The sequence below is a fragment of the Paractinoplanes globisporus DSM 43857 genome, from assembly GCF_000379645.1.
Taxonomy (GTDB): Bacteria; Actinomycetota; Actinomycetes; order Mycobacteriales; family Micromonosporaceae; genus Actinoplanes; species Actinoplanes globisporus.
In genome coordinates this window covers 165,097-187,323 of record NZ_KB903304.1, presented here as the reverse complement: position 1 = coordinate 187,323, position 22,227 = coordinate 165,097, and the positions used below count along the sequence as shown (strand labels likewise).

Annotated in this window: 18 protein-coding genes; 9 read left to right on the top strand and 9 right to left on the bottom strand. The window is 72.4% G+C overall.

The features are described 5' to 3' along the window. Window positions 1-182: 182 nt before the first annotated feature. Genes A3CQ_RS53405 through A3CQ_RS0119135 form a run of 3 tightly spaced genes read right to left on the bottom strand, consistent with a single transcriptional unit; the run spans window position 183 to window position 2,397 of the window. Window positions 183-1,154 carry an ATP-binding cassette domain-containing protein gene (locus A3CQ_RS53405; RefSeq protein WP_020512561.1) on the bottom strand — a complete coding sequence of 324 codons (972 nt, stop codon included), beginning with the start codon at window positions 1,152-1,154 and terminating at the stop codon, window positions 183-185. Next, window positions 1,151-1,486, bottom strand: coding sequence for a PadR family transcriptional regulator (locus tag A3CQ_RS0119140; protein WP_020512560.1), 336 nt, complete (start codon window positions 1,484-1,486; stop codon window positions 1,151-1,153). The genes A3CQ_RS53405 and A3CQ_RS0119140 overlap by 4 nt, the downstream gene beginning before the upstream one ends. Window positions 1,487-1,521: 35 nt before the next feature. Continuing rightward, window positions 1,522-2,397: a bifunctional 5,10-methylenetetrahydrofolate dehydrogenase/5,10-methenyltetrahydrofolate cyclohydrolase gene (locus tag A3CQ_RS0119135; protein WP_020512559.1), complete on the bottom strand. Its 876-nt coding sequence runs from the start codon at window positions 2,395-2,397 to the stop codon at window positions 1,522-1,524. Window positions 2,398-2,622: 225 nt separating this feature from the next. Here A3CQ_RS0119135 and dxs point away from each other — a divergent pair, with 225 nt between their 5' ends. The 6 genes from dxs (at window position 2,623) to A3CQ_RS0119105 (ending at window position 10,607) form a co-directional block, all read left to right on the top strand. Continuing rightward, window positions 2,623-4,542, top strand: coding sequence for a 1-deoxy-D-xylulose-5-phosphate synthase (dxs, locus tag A3CQ_RS0119130; RefSeq protein WP_020512558.1), 1,920 nt, complete (start codon window positions 2,623-2,625; stop codon window positions 4,540-4,542). Window positions 4,543-4,644: 102 nt separating this feature from the next. Continuing rightward, a complete protein-coding gene (locus tag A3CQ_RS0119125) occupies window positions 4,645-5,952 on the top strand; it encodes an outer membrane protein assembly factor BamB family protein (RefSeq protein ID WP_020512557.1) in 1,308 nt (435 codons plus the stop codon). Window positions 5,953-5,956: 4 nt separating this feature from the next. Then, complete coding sequence (locus A3CQ_RS60925; protein WP_026205880.1) at window positions 5,957-7,312, top strand: outer membrane protein assembly factor BamB family protein; 1,356 nt, start codon at window positions 5,957-5,959, stop codon at window positions 7,310-7,312. A gap of 26 nt (window positions 7,313-7,338) precedes the next feature. Next, window positions 7,339-8,631: a PQQ-binding-like beta-propeller repeat protein gene (locus tag A3CQ_RS0119115; protein WP_157296067.1), complete on the top strand. Its 1,293-nt coding sequence runs from the start codon at window positions 7,339-7,341 to the stop codon at window positions 8,629-8,631. Between the two features lie 69 nt (window positions 8,632-8,700). Further along, on the top strand, window positions 8,701-9,375 hold the full coding sequence (locus A3CQ_RS0119110; RefSeq protein WP_020512555.1) for a response regulator transcription factor: 675 nt from the start codon (window positions 8,701-8,703) through the stop codon (window positions 9,373-9,375). Further along, a complete protein-coding gene (locus tag A3CQ_RS0119105) occupies window positions 9,372-10,607 on the top strand; it encodes a sensor histidine kinase (RefSeq protein WP_020512554.1) in 1,236 nt (411 codons plus the stop codon). Before A3CQ_RS0119110 ends, A3CQ_RS0119105 begins: the two co-directional genes overlap by 4 nt. Here A3CQ_RS0119105 and A3CQ_RS62870 read toward each other — a convergent pair. The 5 genes from A3CQ_RS62870 to A3CQ_RS0119080 all read right to left on the bottom strand — a co-directional run bounded on the left by A3CQ_RS62870 (window position 10,604) and on the right by A3CQ_RS0119080 (window position 17,808). After that, a complete protein-coding gene (locus A3CQ_RS62870; RefSeq protein ID WP_020512553.1) occupies window positions 10,604-11,470 on the bottom strand; it encodes a DUF2637 domain-containing protein in 867 nt (288 codons plus the stop codon). The genes A3CQ_RS0119105 and A3CQ_RS62870 overlap by 4 nt on opposite strands. Window positions 11,471-11,618: 148 nt before the next feature. Then, window positions 11,619-12,716, bottom strand: coding sequence for a hypothetical protein (locus A3CQ_RS63685; protein ID WP_020512552.1), 1,098 nt, complete (start codon window positions 12,714-12,716; stop codon window positions 11,619-11,621). Between the two features lie 188 nt (window positions 12,717-12,904). Further along, a complete protein-coding gene (locus A3CQ_RS0119090) occupies window positions 12,905-14,968 on the bottom strand; it encodes a 3-hydroxyacyl-CoA dehydrogenase NAD-binding domain-containing protein (protein WP_020512551.1) in 2,064 nt (687 codons plus the stop codon). Further along, window positions 14,965-16,161: a thiolase family protein gene (locus A3CQ_RS0119085; RefSeq protein WP_026205879.1), complete on the bottom strand. Its 1,197-nt coding sequence runs from the start codon at window positions 16,159-16,161 to the stop codon at window positions 14,965-14,967. Before A3CQ_RS0119085 ends, A3CQ_RS0119090 begins: the two co-directional genes overlap by 4 nt. 327 nt (window positions 16,162-16,488) lie before the next feature. Next, window positions 16,489-17,808, bottom strand: a complete 1,320-nt coding sequence (locus A3CQ_RS0119080; protein WP_040432609.1) for an HRDC domain-containing protein — start codon at window positions 17,806-17,808, stop codon at window positions 16,489-16,491. 142 nt (window positions 17,809-17,950) lie between these two features. On the opposite strand from A3CQ_RS0119080, the gene A3CQ_RS0119075 reads away from it, so the two are divergent. Next, a complete protein-coding gene (locus tag A3CQ_RS0119075) occupies window positions 17,951-19,057 on the top strand; it encodes a S1C family serine protease (protein WP_026205878.1) in 1,107 nt (368 codons plus the stop codon). A gap of 7 nt (window positions 19,058-19,064) precedes the next feature. Here A3CQ_RS0119075 and A3CQ_RS0119070 read toward each other — a convergent pair whose 3' ends face one another. Next, window positions 19,065-19,631 (bottom strand): DUF3000 domain-containing protein, encoded by a 567-nt coding sequence (locus tag A3CQ_RS0119070; protein WP_020512548.1) that lies wholly within the window; start codon window positions 19,629-19,631, stop codon window positions 19,065-19,067. 109 nt (window positions 19,632-19,740) lie between these two features. Between A3CQ_RS0119070 and hemE the strand changes: the two genes are divergently transcribed. Together hemE and hemG are read left to right on the top strand one after the other, a co-directional pair. Continuing rightward, window positions 19,741-20,778 carry a uroporphyrinogen decarboxylase gene (gene hemE, locus A3CQ_RS53390; RefSeq protein ID WP_051115284.1) on the top strand — a complete coding sequence of 346 codons (1,038 nt, stop codon included), beginning with the start codon at window positions 19,741-19,743 and terminating at the stop codon, window positions 20,776-20,778. Between the two features lie 48 nt (window positions 20,779-20,826). Beyond that, the gene (hemG, locus tag A3CQ_RS0119060) at window positions 20,827-22,224 is read left to right on the top strand and encodes a protoporphyrinogen oxidase (RefSeq protein WP_020512546.1); all 1,398 of its coding nucleotides are present in this window, start codon (window positions 20,827-20,829) and stop codon (window positions 22,222-22,224) included. The last annotated feature ends 3 nt before the right edge of the window (window positions 22,225-22,227 follow it).

Here is a 22,227-nt window from a genome sequence, read left to right as displayed (position 1 = left end):
GCCCTCCGTGCCTGCCTCGGCCATGCCCGTCCGGCCGCCCTCACTCGTGTGCGGCTGTGCTCGCCCACGGCCTTCGCCTGTGTGCGGCTGTGCTAGCCAGTGGGCGGCGGCTCGATGCTTCCCCGCCCGGAGAACCGTCGTGGGGTGGGCGGTCGTGGGTGAGTGCCGCTCGGTGCGGGTGGTCACGCGGTGGCTCCCAGGTCGTGGACTTGGTTGACGTGTTGCAGGTCGTGGAGGAGGTGGGTGACGACCACGACCGCCTTGCCGGCGTCGCGCCAGGCGAGGATCTGCTGCCAGAAGCTGAGGTAGGTGCCCTGGTCGAAGCCCTGGTAGGGCTCGTCCAGCAGGAGCAGGTCGGGGGAGTGGAGCTCGCCGAGGACGAGGTTGAGCTTCTGGCGGGTGCCGCCGGAGAGGTGCTGGGTCAGCTGGTCTCGGGAGGGGCGCCAGGCCAGGCGGCCGGCGAGATGCTCGCCGGTGGATCGGGCGCGGCGGGGTGCGACGCCGGCCGCGGCGCCGAAGAGCGTGAAGTGCTCGTCGGCGGTGAGCCAGCCGGCTGTGCCGCCGTCCTGGGGTACGAAGCCGACTCGGCGGGTGCGTTGGACCGTGCCGGAGCTCGGGCGGGTCAGGCTGGCGCAGATGCGCAGGAGGGTGGACTTGCCACAGCCGTTGGCGCCGACGATCGCGGCTACTTCGCCTGCGCGGACGGTGAGGTTGACGCCGGCGAAGATGGTGCGGCGGCGGTAGCGCTTGCCCACGCCGGTCAGCCGTAGCCGGACGTCGCCCGGATCGATCGCGCCGCCCGAGGGCCCCGCCCCGGCCTTCGGCACGGCCGGGTTGAGGGCCGTCGGGTTGAAGGCTGTCGGGTTGAGGGCCGTCGGGTTGAGGGCCGCCGTGTTGAGTTCGGTGATCAGGTGGCGGGCGTAGAGGTGGGCGGGGCCGAAGAGGGCATCGGGGGCGGTGGCGCATTCGGCGGCCTGCTGGGTGGTTTCCTCGGCGAGCCGGCGCGCTCGGGGAGGCTGGACGCCCAGCCGCAGCAACTCGTCCGCGAAGCGGTCGGCCCAGCCGCTCGCCGGCCCGGCTCCGCCGCTCGGCCCGGCTCCGCCGCTCGGCCCGGCTCCGCCGTGCGGGTTGGGGCGGGGGGAATCGGGTGTCATCGGGGGGCTCCGGCGGCTACCAGTTGGTCTATGCCGTCGCGGAAGCGGTGCCACTCTGCCGCTTGGGCGTTCAGGGTGGCTTGGCCGGATTCGGTTACGGCGTAGTACTTGCGGCGGGGGCCCGACTCGGAGGGGTGCCAGCTGGGCTCTACCCAACCCTGCTGCTCCAGGCGCAGCAGGGCGGGGTAGAGGGTGCCGCCCGGCACGTCGGCTACGCCGGCCGCGGCCAGGCGTTGGGCCAGGCCGTAGCCGTAGTCGGGGCGTTCGCGCAGCATCGCCAGGAGGCAGAGGTCCAGGAAGCCGTGCAGCCACGGGCGCGGTGGGGTCACCATGGCTAGGTAGGCTAGCTGCTAACTAGGCTGTCTGACTAGCTGGCTTGCTCGGCGGCCTGGATGGCGTTGCGGAAGAGCATGGCTACCGTTGTCGGGCCTACGCCGCCTACTCGGGGAGTTATGGCGCCGGCCACCTGGGCGCAGGACTCGTCCACGTCCGGTAGTAGGCGGCGGCCCTCGTAGCGGACGCCGGCTCCGATGACCACCGCGCCGGGCTTGACGTGTTCGGGCTGGATGATGTGGGGGACGCCGGCCGCCGCCACCAGGATGTCGGCTCGCTGGGTATAGCGGGGCCAGTCCTGTACGCCGGTGTGGACGACCGTGACGGCGGCGTTGGCGGTGGGGCGCTTCTGGGCCATCAGCATCGCCAAGGGGCGGCCCAGGGTGGCGCCTCGGCCGAGGATCACCAGCTCGCGGCCGGCTACGGGGATGCCGTGGTGTGCCAGCAGGGCCTCGATGCCGGCGGGGGTGCAGGGGAGCGGGCCGGGCATGCCCAGGGCGAGGCGGCCCATGTTCAGCGGGTGCATGCCGTCGACGTCCTTGTCGGGGTCGAGGGTCTGCAGGGCCCTGTCGTAGTCGAGGTGGGCGGGGATCGGGTACTGGATCAGGACGCCGTGGACGTTCTTGTCGGTGTTGAACTCGTCGATCTCGCGGTGCAGGTCGGCCTGGGTGGCGTCGGCGGGCAGGTGGCGATGGGGGGACGCGAAGCCCAGCTCGGCGGCCTGTCTTTGCTTGATGCGGATGTAGCCGGCGCTGGCGTCGTCGTCGCCGACCAGGATGGTGGCGAGGCTCGGGACAATGCCGCGCTCCCGCAGCTTGGTCGCCCGGGCTGTCACGTCGGCCAGAACGGCCTCGGCCACCGGAGCGCCGGGCAGCAGGCGGGCGGAACTCTGGGGGGTGCTGTCGGACATGGGACTCCCTCGGGCACGGAAACCCAGGCGGTCGATTCCCGTGGCCGGCTCCCCGATGGTCACCCATCCCCGTGCCGCCAGTCGCGCAGAGGTTCCAAGCATGCCATATCGCCCATTCTGTGAGCGACGTCACCGGTCTCGGGGATGTGCAGGTTGTGTGTAGGACCCGGCTCTGTCCGTTCGCGCGGCGTGCCGCCACATCCCGCGCCGATAGACTTCGCACCCATGAGCGAAGCCCACCCCGCCTCGACCGGCCTGCTGGCGTCCATCACCTCTCCGGGTGACCTCAAGCGCCTGACCCCCGAGCAGCTGACCCTGCTGGCCGCCGAGATCCGCGACTTCCTGGTGGCCAAGGTGTCTCGCACCGGCGGTCACCTGGGGCCCAACCTGGGCGTCGTGGAGGTGACGCTGGCGCTGCACCGGGTCTTCGAGTCGCCGATGGACAGCCTGCTTTTCGACACGGGCCACCAGGCGTACGTGCACAAGATTGTCACCGGCCGGCAGAGCGGCTTCGACCTGCTCCGGCAGCGCGGTGGCCTCTCCGGTTACCCGAGCCAGGCCGAGAGTGAGCACGACCTCATCGAGAACTCGCACGCCTCGACCGCCCTCTCCTACGCCGACGGCCTGTCGAAGGCGTACGCCCTGCGTGGTGAGGACCGGCACGTGGTGGCCGTGGTCGGCGACGGCGCGCTCACCGGCGGCATGTGCTGGGAGGCGCTCAACAACATCGCGGCGGCGAAGAACCGGCTGGTCATCGTCGTCAACGACAACGGCCGGTCGTACGCGCCGACCATCGGCGGGCTGGCCGACCACCTGTCCACGCTGCGGCTCAACCCGGGCTACGAGCGGGTGCTCGACCTGGTCAAGGACGCGCTCGGCAACACGCCGGTGGTGGGCAAGCCGGTCTACGAGGTGCTGCACGCGGTCAAGAAGGGCATCAAGGACGCGGTCAGCCCGCAGCCGATGTTCGAGGACCTCGGCATCAAGTACCTCGGCCCGGTCGACGGCCACGACGTGCAGGCCATGGAGTCGGCGCTGCGCCGGGCCAAGGGCTTCAACGCGCCGGTCATCGTGCACGCGGTGACCCGCAAGGGCTACGGCTACCGGCCTGCCGAGCAGGACGAGGCCGACTGCCTGCACGGCCCGGGCGCGTTCGACCCGCAGACCGGCGAGCTCACCGCGAAGCCGTCGGTGAAGTGGACAAACGTCTTCGCCGACGAGCTGGTGCGCCTCGCCGACGAGCGGCCCGACATCGTCGGCATCACCGCCGCGATGGCCGAGCCGACCGGCATCGCCGCGCTCGCCCGCAAGTACCCCGGCCGGGCGTACGACGTCGGGATCGCCGAGCAGCACGCGGCCACCAGCGCGGCCGGCCTCGCGATGGGCGGCCTGCACCCGATCGTCGGCGTCTACGCCACGTTCCTCAACCGGGCCTTCGACCAGGTGCTGCTGGACGTGGCGATGCACCGGCTGCCGGTGACCTTCGTGCTCGACCGGGCCGGCGTCACCGGGCCCGACGGCCCGAGCCACTACGGCATCTGGGACCTGAGCGTGTTCGGTGTCGTGCCCGGCATGCGTATCGCGGCGCCGCGCGACGCCACGACGCTGCGCGAGGAGCTCCGCGAGGCGGTCGCGGTCGACGACGGGCCGACGATCGTACGGTTCCCGACCGGCTCGGTGGCGCCGGACACCCCGGCCGTGCGCCGCTTCGGCCAGGTCGACGTGCTGCGCGAGGCCGACCGCAAGGACGTGCTGCTGGTGTCCGTGGGCTCGTTCGCCGGGCTGGGCATCGAGGTGGCCGAGCGGCTCGCCGAGCAGGGCTACGGCGTGACCGTGGTCGACCCGCGCTGGGTGCGCCCGGTGCCGATCGAGCTGATCGGGCTGGCCGGCCAGCACCGCATGGTCGTGACCCTGGAGGACGGCGTCCGCGCCGGCGGTGTCGGCGACGCGGTGGCCAGCGCGCTGCGCGACTCGGCGGTGGACGTGCCGCTGCGCGACTTCGGCGTGCCCGCCGGTTTCCACCCGCACGGCACCCGCGCCGAGATCCTCACCGCGCTCGGCCTGACCGCCCAGGACATCGCCCGCGACGTGACCGAGTGGGTCTCCCGCCTGGAGGAAGCGGCGGAGCCGCAGCCGGCTCCGTAAGGCCGTAGAACCGCCCGGCCGCAAAACTGCGTTACCCATTCATAACCGCTCGAAAGGGACCGCTCCGCGGCGGTTCCGTTATCTAGTCGTTATTTTTGGGCCATGGACGACAACGGCGGCATGGTCATGATCGATCTTGGTCTCGAGCGTGGCGAGCCGCCCACCTACTCCTCTCCCGGCCGGCGCCCCAACCCGATCTGGGTCCCGGCGGCGCTGCTCGCGGCGCTCGTGCTCCTGCTCACGGCCGGTTCGGTGGCGCCCTCGCCGTCGCCGCTCTCGGCGGTCTTCCGGCTCCAGGTCGGCCCGGCCGACACGTACACGACGACCGACGACGGCCAACTGCTCGCGCAGACGTTCGGGCTGCTCACCTCGTACGATCTGAGCAGCGGGCGGCTTCGCTGGCAGTCGGGCCAGTCCACCCCGGCCTACCGGCTGCGGCTCAGCGACGACCTCGTGCTGATGCGGCCCTGGACGACCGGCGCGAGTGAGGCCGGCACCACCGCCGTCTCCACCTTCACCGGCGCCGGCCTGTGGGAGCGCCCCGGCAACGTGGTCAGCATCGCCGGCTCGTCCACGCTCCTCGCCGTCTCGTCGCCGCGCACGCTGACCGGCCCCGGCCGCCGCGTCCAGGGCAACATCGACGCCGTCGACCCCACCACCGGCCGCACCATGTGGACCGTGCACGTGCCCTCCACCGCCGTGCTCCTGGGCGTCCCGGGCGTCGGCGACGACGAGTCCCGGATGCTGCTCGTCCACGACGACCGGACGCTCGCCATCCACGACCTTGAGACCGGCAAGCTCCTGGTCAGCCGCACGGTGCCGGGCGCCGACTACAACCCCGAGAACCCGGTCGTGGCCGGCGGGCGGATCCTGCTGCGGCATCCGGGCATCGTCGGGGCCGAGATCAGCTCGTACGACCCGGTGACCCTCAAGCAGGAATGGACAGAGCCGTCCGGCAGCGCGTACCAGATCGCCGCCTGCGGCATCCTCGCCTGCCTGAGCGGCCCCGACGGGGTGCGCGCGATCGACCCCTACACCGGCGACACGGTCTGGACGAACGGCGGCTGGCGCGAGCTCGTCCAGTACGGCGAGACCTACGTGGCGTACAGCGACCCCGACGGCACCACCCCGGTCGGCGTGGTCGACCCGCAGACCGGCGCGCTCCAGGTGGCGCTGGACGGGTGGCGCCCGGTGACCGGCACCGGCGCGCACGGCCAGCTCCTGCTCACCCGGGCCGTCGACGGCGGAAGTCGTACCATGGTCGCCGTCGCCCACCCCGGCGACGCACGACCGAGCCTGCTGGACACCCTGCCCCAGGGCACCGGCGACTGCCAGGCGGCCACCGGCGCGCGGCTCGTGTGCCGCACCATGTTCGGCGAGCTCGTCGTCTGGGCGTACCAGGAGAGGTAAAGCGTTGGCACTGATCGAGCTGGACCTGACCACCCAGCCCGACCCGGCGCTCAGCTCTGCTCCACCCGCCTACCGGTACCGGCTCCCCGGCCTGCTGCTAGCGGTCGTGCTGGTGCTCGTGCTCGGTGGCGCGTCCACCGGCGCGCCGACCCTGTGGCGCTACCTCGGCGCCGTGCCACCGCCCGGCGGCTCCGAGACCCAGTCGCGGCTGGTCGGCGACCGCGTCTACACGATGGCCTCGGCCGGCGGCCAGCGCATCGCCACCGCCTGGCAGATCGAGACCCCGCCGCGCAAGCTGTGGTCCGTCCGCTTCCCGGCCCGGGTGGCCGGCCCCGACGCCGTCAGCTACGGCGGGGTCGAGGCGCGGCCGGCCGGTGACGTCGTGCTGCTCTCCGACGGACCGGCCACCACCGTGGTCGACGCGCGGACCGGAGCCGGCCGCTGGCGCTCGCCGTTCGGCGTCACGCCCCTGCCGGGCGGCCGGATCGGTGTCACCCAGAGCCAGGTGTTCCGCCCGGGCACCCTGTACGACCAGGACTCCGGCGAGCCCGGCCTACTCTACTTCTCGTCCGCCGGCGAGCCGCACACCGAGCCGCCGGTCCGCACCGAGGTGCGCGGCATCGACCTGCGGACGGGCGCCGCCGTCTGGACCGCTGCGGCGGCCGGCTCCGTCAACGTCTTCACCGCCCCCGGCGACGCCCCGGCCGTGCTCGTGCTCGCCTCCGACCGGCTCGAGCGGATCGACGGCGACACCGGCCGGCTCGAGCACACCGTGAAGCTGCCCCCGATCGGCGACAACGGGCCGGCCGGCGGCACGCTCACCGACGGCCTGCTGGTGGTCCGCTACGGCGACTACGCGTTCGACGGGCAGGAGGTCGCGTACGCCACCGACACGCTGGGCAAACGATGGCAGCGATCGGTCCCCGAGGTGCTGCTCGACCCGCCGAGCTGCGGCGACCTGCTCTGCGCCGGGCCGCGCTCCGCCCTCGACGTGCTCGACCCGGTCACCGGCCGGGCCGCCTGGCGCGCGCCCGACGAGGTCGATCTCGGCGAGCAGAACGGCTACGTCCTCGAGCAGGACACCGACGGGGGTACGCCGCTGCGGCTGGTCGACCGCTCGACCGGCGAGACCCGGGTCGACCTGAGCGGCTGGGACGCCGGGCTCACCGCCGACGAGGGCCTCCCGCTGGTGCTGCGCCGGAGTCTGAGCGCGGGCAAGAGCGCGTTCGGCGTCGTGCTCCGCGGCCGGGTGCAGCTGCTCGGCGAGAGCAGCGGGCCGGTGAGCGACTGCACCTCCGACCGCCACTACGTGATCTGCCGCGGCAACGACGGATTGCAGGTCTGGGCCTACAGCAGCTGAGCATCGCGGCGCACAATGGGTGGACCGTGAGCAACGCTGTGATCGATCTTGGCGAGGTGCCGGATCGCCGGGCGACACCGGCCGAGATGCCGATGCGCCGGCCGCCGGTGCCGTACCGCGCGCTGCTCGCCGCCCTGTCGGTGGTGCTGCTCGTGCTCCTCGGCGGCGCCACCTACCAGCACCCGCCGCCGGCGCCCACGGTGATCCCGGCCAAGCTCGGCGACACCTTCACCCTCGACGGCGACCGGATGTACGTGATCGCCGCCGGCGGCGTGGACAGCTTCGACGCCGTACGCGATCGGGTCGTCACGACCTACCGACTGCCCTCGATGCGGCTGCTCAGCCGCACCACGGTCAGCGTGGCCGGCACCGTGGTCGGCGTCCAGCAGGCGGGTGACACGGTCATCGTGGGCTACCAGCTCGACGCCAGCGGCAACCAGGAGACCGTCGCCTACCCCGTCGGCGGCGGCACCGTGCTGTGGCGCCGCCCCGACCGGTTCGTCGCCGCGTCCGTCGCCGACGGCACCGCCCTGCTCAGCACGGCCGACGGCGACGTCGCGGTCGACCTGGCCACCGGTCAGGAGCGCTGGCGGGTGCCGCGCCCCACCGACGGCTTCGTCGCCGAGAGCGGCGTCGGCAACGGCTTTCCCGACTGGGTGGTCGTGCTCTCCGACTCGGGCCGGCTCGAGACCTGGGACGCGCACACCGGGCAGCGCCGTGCGACCGCCTCCGTGCCCGGCGCCGCCGACCGGATCACCGGGATGATCTGGCCGGTCAGCCAGTACCTGCTGATCGCCGAGGACGGTGGCTACGACGGGTACCGGCTGCCCGGCCTGCAGCGGCTCTGGCACACCACGGTCGACCTCAGGCAGAGCTGGATGCAGTCCGACTGCGGCTCGGTGATCTGCACGTTCCGGCAGCAGCAGGGAATGACCGTGCTCGACCCGGCCGACGGCCACGCGCTCTGGGATTCCGACCGCTGGGTGTACGCGGAACCGCTCGGGCCGTACCTGCTGGCCACGGCGAGCACCGTCGAGAGCGACGTGCCCGAGCTGTGGGTGCTCGACCCGCGCACCGGGCGGGCGCTCGGCAACTTCGGCGCCTGGCAGGGGCTCGCGCCGGCCGGGAACGGCCTGATCTACGGCAAGCGCGACGTCCGCGGCTCGTACCAGGTCTTCTACGGCCTGCTCGACCCGGCCGACCGCTCGGTCGACGTGCTCGGGCTCGCCGACCGGGTCTCCGGCGGCTGCGAGACCAGCGCCGGCGTGCTGGTCTGCCGGCTCATCGACGCGTCGGTCGCGGTGTGGCGGCTTCGGTAGCCTTCTCTTACAGCCTCTTCACACGAGGTCGGGGAGGCTATGCCCGGCGGTGGCGATGGAGGTCGTGCGGTGCGCGTGCTGGTGGTGGAAGACGAGCGGAACCTGTGCGACGCGATCGCCCGTGGGCTGCGGCGCCAGGGTATGGCCGTCGACGTGGCGTACGACGGCCTCCAGGGCCACGAGATGGCGTACGTGACTCGCTACGACGTCGTCGTGCTCGACCGTGACCTGCCCGGCAAGCACGGCGACGAGATCTGCGCCGACCTGGTCGCCTCCGGCGCGCTCACCCGGGTGCTGATGCTGACCGCGAGCGGCACGGTCGCCGACCGGGTCGAGGGCCTGCAGCTCGGCGCCGACGACTATCTGGCCAAGCCGTTCGCCTTCGAGGAACTGGTGGCCCGGGTGCAGGCGCTCGGCCGGCGCGCCACTCCCGCCGCCCCGCCGGTGCTCACGGTGGGCAACCTGATCCTCGACCAGACCCGGCGGGTCGTCACCCGCGGCGGCGCGCCGATCGAGCTCACCAACAAGGAGTTCGGCGTGCTCGAGGAGCTGCTCAAGGCCCGCGGCGGCGTGGTGTCCAGCGAGGAGCTGCTGGAACGCGTCTGGGACGCGAACACCGATCCTTTCACCACGACCGTACGGGTCACCGTCATGACCTTGCGGAAGAAGGTCGGCGACCCGCCGCTGATAGAGACCGTCGTCGGCGCGGGGTACCGCGTCCCCGAGCCGGTCGGCCTCTCATGACCGTCTACCTCGGTACGCGAAACCGCAAGGTGGACCTCAGCCTCCGCCCCACGCTGCGGCTGCGGCTCACCCTGCTCAACGGCATCCTGCTGGTCGGCGCCGGCGCGATTCTGGTGCTGCTGGCCTGGTTGCTGGTCGGGGACGCGATGCACCCGGTCGACGCGCTCAGGGGCGGCTCGTCGGTCACGCTGGCCGACGGCACGACCCGCGACGCGATCACCTGGCAGACCGGGCTGGTCGATCGGGCCTCCCGCGAGGTGCTGGTCAAGGGCCTGGTGGCGCTGCTCGCGATCGGCATCATCGGCATCGCCGGGGCGTACGCGGTGGCCGGCCGGGCGCTGCGCCCGCTGCACAAGGTCACCCAGACCGCCCAGCGCCTCGGCGAGGAGACGCTCGACCAGCGCATCCGCTACTCGGGCGCGGACGACGAGGTGGCCGAGCTCGCCCGCACCTTCGACGCCATGCTCGACCGGCTGGCCGGGGCGTTCGAGTCGCAGAAACGCTTCGTCGCGAACGCGTCGCACGAGCTGCGCACCCCGCTGGCCGTCATGCGTACCGAGATCGACGTGACGCTCAGCGACGACGAGGCCGACGTCGCCGAGTACCGCCGCATGGCCAAGGTGGTGCGCAACGCCTCGGAACGCGCCAACGGCCTGGTCGACGCGCTGCTCGTGCTCGCCCGCTCGGAGGCGCAGTCCGGCCGCCGCCTGGTCCGCAAGGTGCCGGCCGACCTGGCGACCAGCGTCTACAACGCGCTGTCCGCGGTGAAGGCCGAGGCCGAGCGCCTCAAGCTCGACGTGACCACCGACCTGAAGCCCGCGCCGGTCGTGGGCGATCCGAGCCTGCTCGACCGTCTGGCCGGCAACCTGATCGAGAACGCGATCCGCTACAACCACCTGCTGGGGAAGCTCTGGCTGCGCACCGAGATGGTCGACGGGCAGGCGCGGCTCATCGTCGGCAACACCGGTTACGAGGTCGAGCCGGCCGACGTTCCCGGGCTCTTCGAGCCCTTCCGTCGCGGTGGGTGGGAACGCACCGGTTCGCGGGGGTCCGGCTTGGGGCTTTCGATCGTACGAGCGGTCTGCGACGCCCATGGCGGGACAGTCTCGGCCGTGGCCCAGCCGGGCGGCGGCCTCGAGGTGACAGTCTCCCTGCCCACGGCCGACGCCACGCCGGTCGTCGCGGCCACCGCCTCCGTCCCCCGCGGCAAGAACGTCGGCCTCGCCACCTAGGCGGCCAGCGATCCGGCCTCGCGTCGGACCGTGCGCAAGCGGGACGGGGTGATACCCAGTTCGGCGGCGATCTCCGCCTCGGTCAGGCCCGGCCGCGCCGCCTTGATCTGATCGGCGAGTGCGATCGTCTCCGCGGCGGGACGGCGCTCTTTTTTCGGGGGCACCGCCTGGCTGGTCGTCGCCCGAGAGGCCGGCCTGCTCCGCTGCGCCGGCACCGCACGGCCCGCAACCGCACCGACGGGCTGCCGCGGCTGGCGGGTGAGGTTCGGCGTGAAGGCCGCCGGCTCCCCTGCGTCCTGCGAGAGCGCGGCGGCGATCTCCGCGCGGGTCCGGTGGTCCATCGGCGAGTTGCCGCCCCGGGCGGCCGGGGCGAGGTGGAGGGCCTGGGTCGGACGAGCCGCTGGGGCAGGATGAGCGGCCTGGGCCGGGTCTTCCGCCGCGGCGGCCGGCTCGGCGTCCGTGTTTTCCAGGGTCGTGATGCGGCCGCCCAGCTCGACCAGGCAGATGCTGGCCACGACGATCAGGCCGTCCACGGAGAGCGGCAACAGATACGGCGAGGCGCCCGTCTCGCCGTACCGCGCGGCGACTCCCGCCATGTGCCAATAGGAGACCCAGGCCGCGATGCCGGCGATCGTCGCCGTCGCGATCAGGCGGGCCGCGGCCAGCCAGCGGCGGTGCACCGGGACCCGGGAGATCAGCTCGACGGTGAGCAGCAGAGCCAGCGGGGGCCAGGCGGCGATGGCCTGGCTGATCGGGTTGTCCAGCGCGTGCAGGACGTTGGCGACCACGGAGGCGGCCACCCCGAGGAACAGGGTGGCGCGAACCGCCCACCGGACGCGACGCAGGTGCTGCAGGACCACCACCGGAACAACTCCTCAGTCAGTCGAAAGGACCGACCCATCCTGACCGGTGCTGGTTACACGAACGCTCCCGGCGCGGAACCGTGTCCGGTCCGTGCCGGGAGCGTTGCGATCATGTGATCGAGTCGCGCGGCGTGTCGGCTTGACTGCCTCAGCTCTTCTTCTCGATCTGGGCCCGGAGCCGGGGGAACTCGGCCTTCGCCTTGGCCACCGTCTTGTCGTACCAGATCAGCATGCCGATGCTGCCGTCGTCGGCCCAGCTGCACAGCGCCATGGACGCCCCGCTGGCGTCGGCCGCACCGCACTTGGCGGCGCCGCCCAGCGAGCCGGTCGGCGCGGAGACGATGCTGGAGACCTTGAGGCCGCCGATGCCGAAGCTGGAGAACATCTGGTCGAGCGTCTTGGCCGGGTCGTCGACCGGGGCCTGGGCGGCGGCGACCACCACGATGTCCTGCTTGCCGACCGTGCCGTAGAGGTTGCCGATCGAGTTGGTCGCGCCCGGGTACTCGCCGAGAGCCGATTTCAGCGTGGTGGACATGCCGGCGAACTGCGCGTCCTCGAGCTTGGGGCGGCCGCCCAGCGTCTTCGGCGCCGCGATCGTGATCTTGGTGGCCGGGGCCTGCTGGGTCGGGTCGGACGTGTCCTGGGTCGCGGTCGTCGTGGGAGTGGTCGGCTCCGTCGTCGACGTGTCGGACGCGTTGTCCTTGTCCTTGTTGTTGTTCGCGATCAGGGCCACGGCCGTGCCGCCGCCGACGCACAGGACCAGAACGATGCCGATGACCGTCAGGATGATCGGCAGCGTCTTCGATTTCGGCTTGGGCGGGGTGGGCGGCGGGTAACCGGGCTGCCCGAATCCCTGCTGGGCGTAATCGGGCTGGCCGTACTGCGGCTGCCCGTACTGAGGCTGCCCGTATTCCGGCTGGCCGTACTGCGGCTGCTGGCCGTAGTCGGGCTGACCGGAGGAAGGCTGGCCGTACTGCGGCTGCTGACCATAGTCGGGCTGACCGGAGGAAGGCTGCCCGTATTGAGGCTGCCCGTACTCAGGCTGCCCGTACTGCGGCTGCCCGGACGAGGGCTGAGCCGGGTACGGCTGGGTGGGCGGGTAACCCGGCTGCGGCGGAACCGAGCCCGGTACGTCGGGATTGGGCTGACCCGGATACTGCGCGCCCTGATACGGCTGTCCCGGGTAGGGCTGGCCGGAGGAAGGCTGACCGTTGTAGGGCGGGCCGGAGTACGGCGGCTGCGACATCAGGGCTCCATCGATCGACTACACCACCTGCGAGACTATCGGGCCCCGGCAATCGGGGTCGTCCCCCGAACCGTCTTCCGGCCCACCTCCGACCGGACAAACCCACCGCATGTGCGACAACGCCCCACACCCGGGCGGGCGTGGGGCGTCGTCCATCCGACCAAAAGTTGCTCGCGGAAGGAAGTAGGTCAGGCGGGGAGACTCGCCACACCTTTCGGCAGGAACCGCTTGCCGGTGACCCGCTCGGCGACCCCGCTGCGGTCCAGGTACGGCGTCACGCCGCCCAGGTGGAACGGCCAGCCGGCGCCGAGCACCATGCACAGGTCGATGTCCTGCGCCTCGGCGACCACGCCCTCGTCGAGCATGATCCGGATCTCCTCGGCCAGGGCGGCCAGGGCCTTCTCGCGTACCTCCTCGGCCGACAACGGCGCGGAACCGCCGACCGCCAGCTTGGCCACCTCGGGGTTGATCTCGTCGTCGACCATCAGCGGCAGGCCGGCGTCGACGATCTTCTTGAGGGTCGGCGAGTCGGCGAAGCGCGAGGGGAACGCCCGGTGCAGCGTCTCGCCCACGTGGTACGCGACCGCCGGCCCGACCAGCTGCAGCAGCGCGATCGGCCGCATCGGCAGGCCCAGCGGGTCGAACGCGCTGTCGACCACATCGAGCGGGGTGCCGGCGTCGACGGCCTGGAAGACCTCGCTGGTGAAGCGGGTCAGCACCCGGTTGACCACGAACGCCGGAGCGTCCTTGACCAGCACCGACGACTTCTTCAGCTCGCGGCCCACGGCGAACGCGGTGGCCAGCGTGGCGTCGTCGGTCCGCTCGCCCTTGATGATCTCGAGCAGCGGCAGAACAGCGACCGGGTTGAAGAAGTGGAACCCGACGACGCGGGACGGGTGCTCGAGGTCGGCGGCCATTTCGGTCACCGACAGCGAGCTCGTGTTGGTGGCGAGGATCGCTTCGGGGGAGACGATCTTCTCCAGCTCGGCCCAGATCTGCTTCTTGAGGTCGAGGTTCTCGAAGACGGCCTCGATCACGAAGTCGGCGTCGGCGATCACGGACTTGTCGACCGAGCCGCTGACCAGGCCGCGCAGCTTGGCCGCGGTGCCCTCGTCCATCCTGCCCTTGGCGACCGTCTTCTCGATCTGGCCCAGCACGTAGCCGACGCCCTTGTCGACCCGGGTCTGGTCGAGGTCGGTCATGACCACCGGCACCTGCAGCCGACGCGCGAACAGCAGCGCGAGCTGGGACGCCATCAGGCCGGCGCCGACGATGCCGACCTTGGTGACCTTGCGGGCGAGCGACTTGTCGGGCACCCCGACCGGCCGCTTGGCCCGCCGCTGCACCAGGTCGAACGCGTACAGCGAGGCACGCGCCTCGTCGCCCATGATCAGGTCGGCCAGCGCCTGGGTCTCGGCCGCGGTGCCGTCCTCGAACGACGCGTCCTTGGCCAGGGCGAGCAGCTCGAGCGCCTTGTTCGCGGAGGGGACGGCGCCGTGCAGCTTCTCGTCGAGCTGCTGCTTGGCGAAGAACAGCACCCCGTCCCACATGTCCTTGTCGACCTCGGGCCGCTCGACGGTGACATCACCGTTGATCACACCCGCCGCCCACTCCAGCGACCGCTCCAGGAAGTCGGCCGGCTCGAACAGCGCGTCCGCCACGCCCAGCTCCGCCGCCTGCGCGGGCCGGAGCACCTTCTGGGTGAGCGGGTTCTGCAGCATGACCTGGGCCGCGCCGGGCGCGCCGATCAGGTTGGGCAGCAGCTGGCTGCCGCCCCAGCCCGGTACCAGGCCGATCGCGACCTCGGGCAGGCCGAGCGCCGCCGCGCCGCCGGAGACCGTGCGGTAGTGGCAGTGCAGCGCCACCTCGAGGCCGCCGCCGAGCGCCGCGCCGTTGATGAACGCAAAAGTCGGAATTGTCGAATTCTTCAGCCGGGCGAAGACGCGGTGCCCCAGCTCCCCGAGCTCGACCGCCTGCCCCCGGGATGTAATAAACGGAATGCCCGTAATGTCAGCGCCAACACAGAAAATGTAAGGCTTTCCGGTCAAGGCGATGAAGGCCGGGTCTTCCGCCGACGCCGCCGTGATCGCCGCATCCAGCGACGCCAGTCCGCCCGGCCCGAAGCTGTTGGGCTTGGTGTAGTCGAGCCCGTTGTCCAAGGTGATCAGCGCGGCCTTCTTCGCGAGGCCGGGCACCCGGACAAACCGGACGAGAGCCTTCGTCACCAACTCATTCGGGTGCTCGATGGTCACTTCGCTGCGCCTTCCCACTGAGGGTTCTCCCAGATCACGGTGCCGCCCATGCCGATGCCGATGCACATCGCGGTGAGGCCGTAGCGGACCTCGGGGTGCTCGGCGAAGTGCCGGGCCAGCTGGGTCATCAGCCGCACGCCCGAGGAGGCGAGCGGGTGACCGATGGCGATCGCGCCGCCCCACGGGTTGACCCGCGGGTCGTCGTCGGCGATGCCGTAGTGGTCGAGGAAGGCGAGCACCTGCACGGCGAACGCCTCGTTCAGCTCGAACAGCCCGATGTCGTCGATCGTCAGGCCGGCCTTCTTGCGCGCCTTCTCCGTCGACGGAATCGGCCCGTATCCCATGATCTCCGGCTCGACGCCGACAAATCCGTAGGAGACCAACCGCATCGCCACGGGCAGCCCCAGTTCGCGGGCGGATTCCTCGTCGGCCAGCAGCGCGGCGGTCGCGCCGTCGTTCAGGCCGGCGGCGTTGCCCGCGGTCACCCGGCCGTGCGGGCGGAACGGCGTCTTCAGCGTGGCCAGCTTCTCGAGCGACGTCTCGCGAGGCGCCTCGTCGACGGTCGCCAGCCCCCAGCCCTCTTCCGCGCTCCGGATCGCGACCGGCACCAGATCCGGCTGGAGCTTTCCGTCCGCGTACGCCTTGGCCGTCTTGATCTGGGAATTGAGGCCGAACCGGTCCGCGCGCTCCTTGGTGATCTCCGGGAGGCGGTCGTGCAGGTTCTCCGCGGTCGAGCCCATCACCAGCGCGGACGGGTCGACCAGCTTCTCGGCGAGGATGCGCGGGTTGGGGTCGACGCCCTCGCCCATCGGGTGCCGGCCCATGTGCTCGACACCGCCCGCGATCGCGAAGTCGTAGGCGCCCATCGCGATCCCGCCGGCCACGTTGGTCACCGCCGTCATCGCGCCCGCGCACATCCGGTCGATCGCGTAGCCGGGCACGGTCTTCGGCAGCCCCGACAGCAGCGCGGCCGTCCGCCCGATGGTGAGACCTTGATCGCCGATCTGGGTGGTGGCCGCGATCGCGACCTCGTCCACCCGCTCCGGCGGAAGCTGAGGATTGCGCCGCATCAGCTCCCGGATGCAGCGAATGACCAGGTCATCGGCGCGGGTCTCGGCATACATGCCGCCCGCCTTGCCAAATGGTGTGCGGACGCCGTCAACAAAGACGACCTCGCGTACTACACGGGGCACAGCAGCCTCCCTGCGGGCACGTTTGATAGGCGAATGCTACTCGTCAGTAACTAAGGCGTGCCACCGCCCCACGGAAATGTCACAGACCCGCTAAGACCAAGATCAAATTCATGAGGTCGTGCCTGGTTGCATGGTGCAGACCGTCGCTCCCGCCGAGGCCGGCCTGGGGCCCAGCTTCGCTGGCCCGAGGCCTTCATTCTGCGTGAGTGGCAAAACCCGAGCGGGCCCTCCCGCAACCTGGCCCGCGGCGCCGGTGGGGGCGCGGCTTCGCCGGCGTGGGCGGTTGCGCAAAACCCCCAAACCGGCGCGCGCGGCGTTGTCAGGCCGTCAGGCTGCCGGGGGCGGATCGGGGAGCACCTCGGCGAGCTGGACCGCGAGCAGCGTGATCTGCCAGTTTCGGGCGCCGAAGCCGCGCAGCGTGTCCGACACCGTCTGCGCCGAGACCTCGTCCGGCGGTGACCAGGCCAGCCGGCGGACGTAGTCGGGGCTGATCAGGTTTTCGGGCGGCAGGCGGTGCGACTCGGCGGTCGACACCACGACCCCGCGGCAGCGGGCCAGACGAGCCGCCGCGATCGGGTCGCGTTCGGCCCATCGGTGCGGCGGGGGAGGGCCGTCCATCGGCTGGTTCACCGGCAGGGCGTCGTCGGGCAGCGCGCGGGCCTCGTCGAGCGCGTCCAGCCAGACTCGGGCCAGGCGGCGGACCGACCGGCCGCCGAAACCCGGAATGGCCAGGAGCGCCCGCTCGTCCTTGGGGTCCGACTCCGCGGCCGCGACGATCGCCGAATCCGGCAGGACGCGCCCGGGGGCCGAGTCCCGGCGGGCCGCCACGCCGTCGCGGGCGTACCAGAGAGCGCGCACGCGGGACTGCGCCCGCGCACCCCGTACCCGATGAATGCCGGAGGTGCGGCGCCAGGGATCGGGCCGGACCCGGGGCGGACGGTCGGCCGAGGCCACCAGCGCGGCGAACTCCTCCGCGGCCCAGGCGGCCTTTCCCTGCCGGTCCAGCTCGGCGGCCAGATGGTCGCGCAGGTCGGTGAGCAGTTCCACGTCCAGCGCCGCGTAGGTCAGCCACGACTCGGGAAGCGGCCGGGTCGACCAGTCCGCGGCCGAGTGGTGCTTCTCCAGCGAGAACCCCAGCAGTTGCTCGGTCAGCGCGGCCAGGCCCACCCGGTCGAAGCCGGCCAGCCGGGCCGCCAGCTCGGTGTCGAACAGCCGTCGCGGCTTCATGCCCAGCTCGGCCAGGCAGGCCAGGTCCTGGCTGGCCGCGTGCAGCACCCACTCGCTCTCGGCCAGCGCGGCGTCGAGCGTGCGCAGATCATCCAGCGGCAGCGGGTCGATCAGCACCGTGCCGGCGCCGGCCCGGCGCAGCTGTACCAGGTAGGCGCGCTGGGTGTAGCGGTAGCCGGAGGCGCGCTCGGCGTCCACGGCGACCGGGCCGGCGCCGGCGGCCATGCGGGCCACGACGTCGGCCAGCTCGGTCTCGGACTCGACCGGGCGGGGGGTGCCCTCGCGGGGGGCGGTCAGCGGGACGGCGGCGGGCAGGGGGTCGGGACCGCCAGACGTCGGGTCGGGCGGCTCGGGGAGCGGTCGTCCGTCCCCTGCCGGTTCTGGCTCGTCCCGACGGCGCAGGGGTGCTTCGTCGGTCACTCCGTAACCGTACGGGTGCACCACCCCACCGATGTGCAGCCGGGTCCCGGCGCGTCGGTTCTCGATCTAAAGCCGACTCATCCGCTGAGCCGTTCTTTCCGTACTACCTCTCGCAGCGCCGAGACCCGGGAGGCCGTGCCGGATGACCACCACGTACGACCCGTTCATCCCTGCCGACGGCACCGACCAGCACCGATACGACGGGCGGAGGCGCGCGCAGGAGCGGGAGACCGGGCCCGCGTGGGGCGCCGAGCCGCGCTGGGAGCCGCAATACCAGCAACCCCAGCAACCCCAGTTCCAGGAGTACGCCGAGCCGCACCGGCCGGCCGAGCAGCGCTGGGACTCCGAACCGCCGCGCGAACGCTGGGAACTCGAGCCGCCGCAGCAGCAGCGCTGGGAGCCGGAACCGACACCGCACCCGAGGGCGTGGCAGACCGGCACGTTCCCGGTGGCGGTCGAGCCCGAGCCGGAGCGCACCCGTTCCAGGGGTGTGGCTCCCCTGGGCGCGGCGCGGGGCAAGGTGAAGCCGCTGCTGGCCGGCCTGGTCGCGGTCCTGGCCGTGGTGGCGGGCTGGCAGGCGTACCGGATCGAGAGCATGAGCAGCTCGAACGCCTCGATGCAGTCGGTGCTGGCCGCGGAGCGGACCCGGACCGACCGGCTCGAGAAGGAGCTGGCGGGCGTCTTCGACCCCGAGGCCGTGTCGTCGAAGGTGCTGCCGAGCGTGTTCCGGGTGCGGGCCGGGGAGTTCACCGGCACCGCGTTCTCGGTCGGCACGAAGGCGGCGAACGGGCAGGCCAACCTGCTCACGAACTACCACGTCGTCGCCGAGGTGTGGACCGGCGGCGGCAAGGCGGTGACGCTGGAGCGCGGCGCCACGAAGATCAACGCGACGATCGTCAAGGTCAGCAAGGCGAAGGACCTCGCGCTGCTGCGGGCCAACCAGGAGATCGCGCCGCTCGCGGCCTCGACCGCCCAGGTCAAGCCCGGTCAGCAGGTGGTCGTGGTGGGCGCGCCGCTCGGCCTGGACGACACGGTCACCACCGGCGTGATCAGCGCCTACCGGCCGAACGACCCGGACGGACCGACGATCCAGTTCGACGCGCCGATCAACCCGGGCAACTCTGGCGGCCCGGTCGTCAACGCGAACAACCAGGTGGTCGGCCTGGCCACGGCCAAGGCGAAGGACGCCGAGGGCATCGGCCTGGCGATCCCGGTGAAGACCGCCTGCTCGACGTTCTCTGTGTGTTGAAAAGGCGCTAGCCGACGCGGTGGCGGTCGTTGAGGGCCGTCACCCCGGGCGGCGGCAGGCCGGCCGTCGAGGCCAGCATCGCGCACCAGCCGAGCAGGTGGGCGGCCGTGTCGGTGGAGGTCGGCGTCCAGGAGGCGCGCACCTCGAGGTCGGCCGTGGGCGCCGGCCCGGCCAGCTCGCCGAAGCGGGTCGACGCCGTCTGCGTGATCGTGCCGCCGATCGCCGTGTAGGCCGCCGCGTGCTGCTCGAGCGCGTCGGTCAGCCAGGTCCACGCGACCGCCGGCAGCAGCGGGTCGCCGGCCATGTCCGGCTCGAGCTCCGCCGTGACCAGCGTGACCAGCCGCAGGTCGCCGCGCCAGGCCTCGTGCCCGGCCGGGTCGTGCAGCAGGATCAGCCGGCCGCTGGCCACCTCGTCGCCGGCGCGCAGCACGGTGGCGCTCAGCGCGAACGAGTGCGGCGCCAGCCGCTGCGGCGCCGGGATCTCCTCGAGCAGGATCTCGGGTCGTGGCGCGGCCGCCCGCAACCCGGCGACGGCGCGGGCGAACGCCTCGGGGGCAGCGGAGGGGGTCGCCATGCGGGGAAGCCTATGCCGCCCAGCGGTGTCCGTCGTCGATCGCCGCGCCGACGCTCCTGCCCAATCCCGCCGCCCCGGAACGGGTCAGCCGCCGTGGCAGGATGGCGCGGTGACGTCAGTGTTGAACGATTCGCCCTTCGTCCGAGCGTGCCGCGGCCAGGATGTGCCGCACACCCCGGTCTGGTTCATGCGGCAGGCCGGTCGCTCGCTGCCCGAGTACCGGAAGATCCGCGAGGGCATCGGGATGCTGGAGTCCTGCCGGCGACCGGAACTGGTCACCGAGATCACCCTGCAGCCGGTGCGCCGGCACGGTGTGGACGCCGCGGTCCTGTACAGCGACATCGTGGTGCCGATCGCGGCGGCCGGCGTCGATCTCGACATCGTGCCCGGCACCGGGCCGGTGGTCGCCGACCCGATCCGCACCGAGAAGGACCTCGACCGGCTGCGGCCGATCACCGCCGACGACGTCTCGTTCGTGGCCGAGTCGGTGCGGCTGCTGGTCGGCGAGCTGGGCGCGACGCCGCTCATCGGGTTCGCCGGCGCGCCGTTCACGCTGGCCAGCTACCTCATCGAGGGCGGTCCCTCGCGGACCTACACCAAGACCAAGGCGATGATGTACGGCGAGCCGGGTCTCTGGCACGCCCTGCTCACCCGGCTCTCCGGGATCACGCTCGCGTTCCTGCGTACCCAGATCGAGGCCGGGGTCAGCACGGTCCAGCTCTTCGACTCGTGGGCCGGCGCGCTGTCCGAGGCCGACTATCGCGAGTACGTGCTGCCGCACTCGCGCGAGGTGCTGGCCGGCCTGTCCGCCACCGGCGTGCCGCGGATCCACTTCGGCGTGGGCACGGCGGTGCTGCTGAAGGCGATGGGCGAGGCCGGCGCCGATGTGGTCGGCGTCGACTGGCGTACCCCGCTCGACCAGGCCACCCAGCTGATCGGACCGCGTCGCGCGGTCCAGGGCAACCTCGACCCCGCGGTGCTGTTCGCCTCGTGGGACGTCGTCGAGCGGGAGGCCCGGCGGGTGCTCGACCAGGGCCGCGCCGCCCCCGGCCACATCTTCAACCTGGGCCACGGCGTGCTCCCCGACACCGACCCGGCCATGCTCACCCGCCTGGTGGAGCTGGTACACAAGGTCTCCGCCCGGTAAGGGCTCACACTCACCGACCCCGGTGGCCACCGGGGTCGGTGGCCTGGGATGGTGGATGACGTGCGGAAGCGGGTTGCGGTCATCGGCGGCGGTATCGCCGGCCTGGCCGCCGCGCTGCGCCTGCGGGACCTCCTGCCGGCCGGCGCCGACCTCATCGTGTACGAGCAGAGCGGCGTCCTCGGCGGCAAGCTGCGCACCGGCGAGCTGGGCGGTCTGCGGGTCGAGCGCGGCGCCGAGTCGTTCCTGACCTCCGGCCCCGAGGGCGGCGAGTCCGCGGCCGTCGCCCTCGCGAAACGGCTCGACCTCGGTCCGTCCCTCGTGCACCCGGCGACCGTGCCGGCCGCGCTCTCGATCGGGGGCCACCTCACGCCGATCCCGGGCGGCACGCTGGTGGGCGTACCGGCCGATGTGAGCAATCTCGGCGGCGTGGCGCACCCGGACGCCGGCCGTGACCACGACGAGGGCCGCCCGTTGCTCGCCGCAGGCGAAGATGTGGCCGTCGGCGCGCTGGTGCGCGAGCGGTACGGCGACCAGGTGGTGGACCGGCTCGTCGACCCGCTGCTCGGCGGGGTGTACGCGGGCCGCGCCGACCGCCTGTCGCTCGAGGTCACCATCCCGCAGCTGGCCGAGACCGCCCGGGTCGAGCACACCCTGCGGGCCGCAGTGCGAGCCGCGCAGGCGAAGCGCAACCGCGCCCCCGGGCCGGTCTTCACGGCGGTCGACGGCGGCATGACCCGGCTTGTGGCGGCGGCGGCCGCGGCGAGTGGCGCCCGCATCAGCCTGGGTCTCCCGGTCCGCGACATCTCCCGCACCGCGCACGGCTGGCGGCTGCTGCTGGGCCCGGCGCCCTTCCCGCAGACCGACGATGTGGACGCGGTGGTGCTCGCGGTGCCCGCTCGACCGGCGTCCCGGCTGCTCGCGGGCCTCTCGGCCGAGGCGGCCGAGGCGGTGGGCGTGCTCGACTACGCGAGCGTGGCCCTGGTCGGGATGGCGCTGCCGCCGGGGACGCCGCTGCCGGAACTGTCCGGGTTCCTGGTGCCGCCGAGCGAGGGCACGCTGGTCAAGGCGGCGACGTTCTTCACCCGCAAATGGCCGCACCTCGCCGACTCGGCGGGCCCGGTGATCGTGCGCGCCTCGCTGGGTCGCGCGGGGGAGCAGGAACGGCTGCAGTTCGACGACGAGGTGCTGCTCGAGCGGGCGCTGCGCGAGCTGGGCGAGCTGATCGGCGACGAGTTGCCGCCGCCGGCCGCGTCGTGGATCCAGCGGTGGGGCGGTGGCCTCCCGCAGTACGCGCCGGGACACCGGGAGCGGGTGGCGTTCGCGCGGGCCGCGCTGCCGCCGGGTCTGGCGCTGGCCGGCGCGGCCTTCGACGGCGTGGGCATCCCGGCCTGCATCGCCAGTGGCGAGCGCGCGGCCGAAGACGTGAGCAAGGCGATGGAAGGGTGAGTT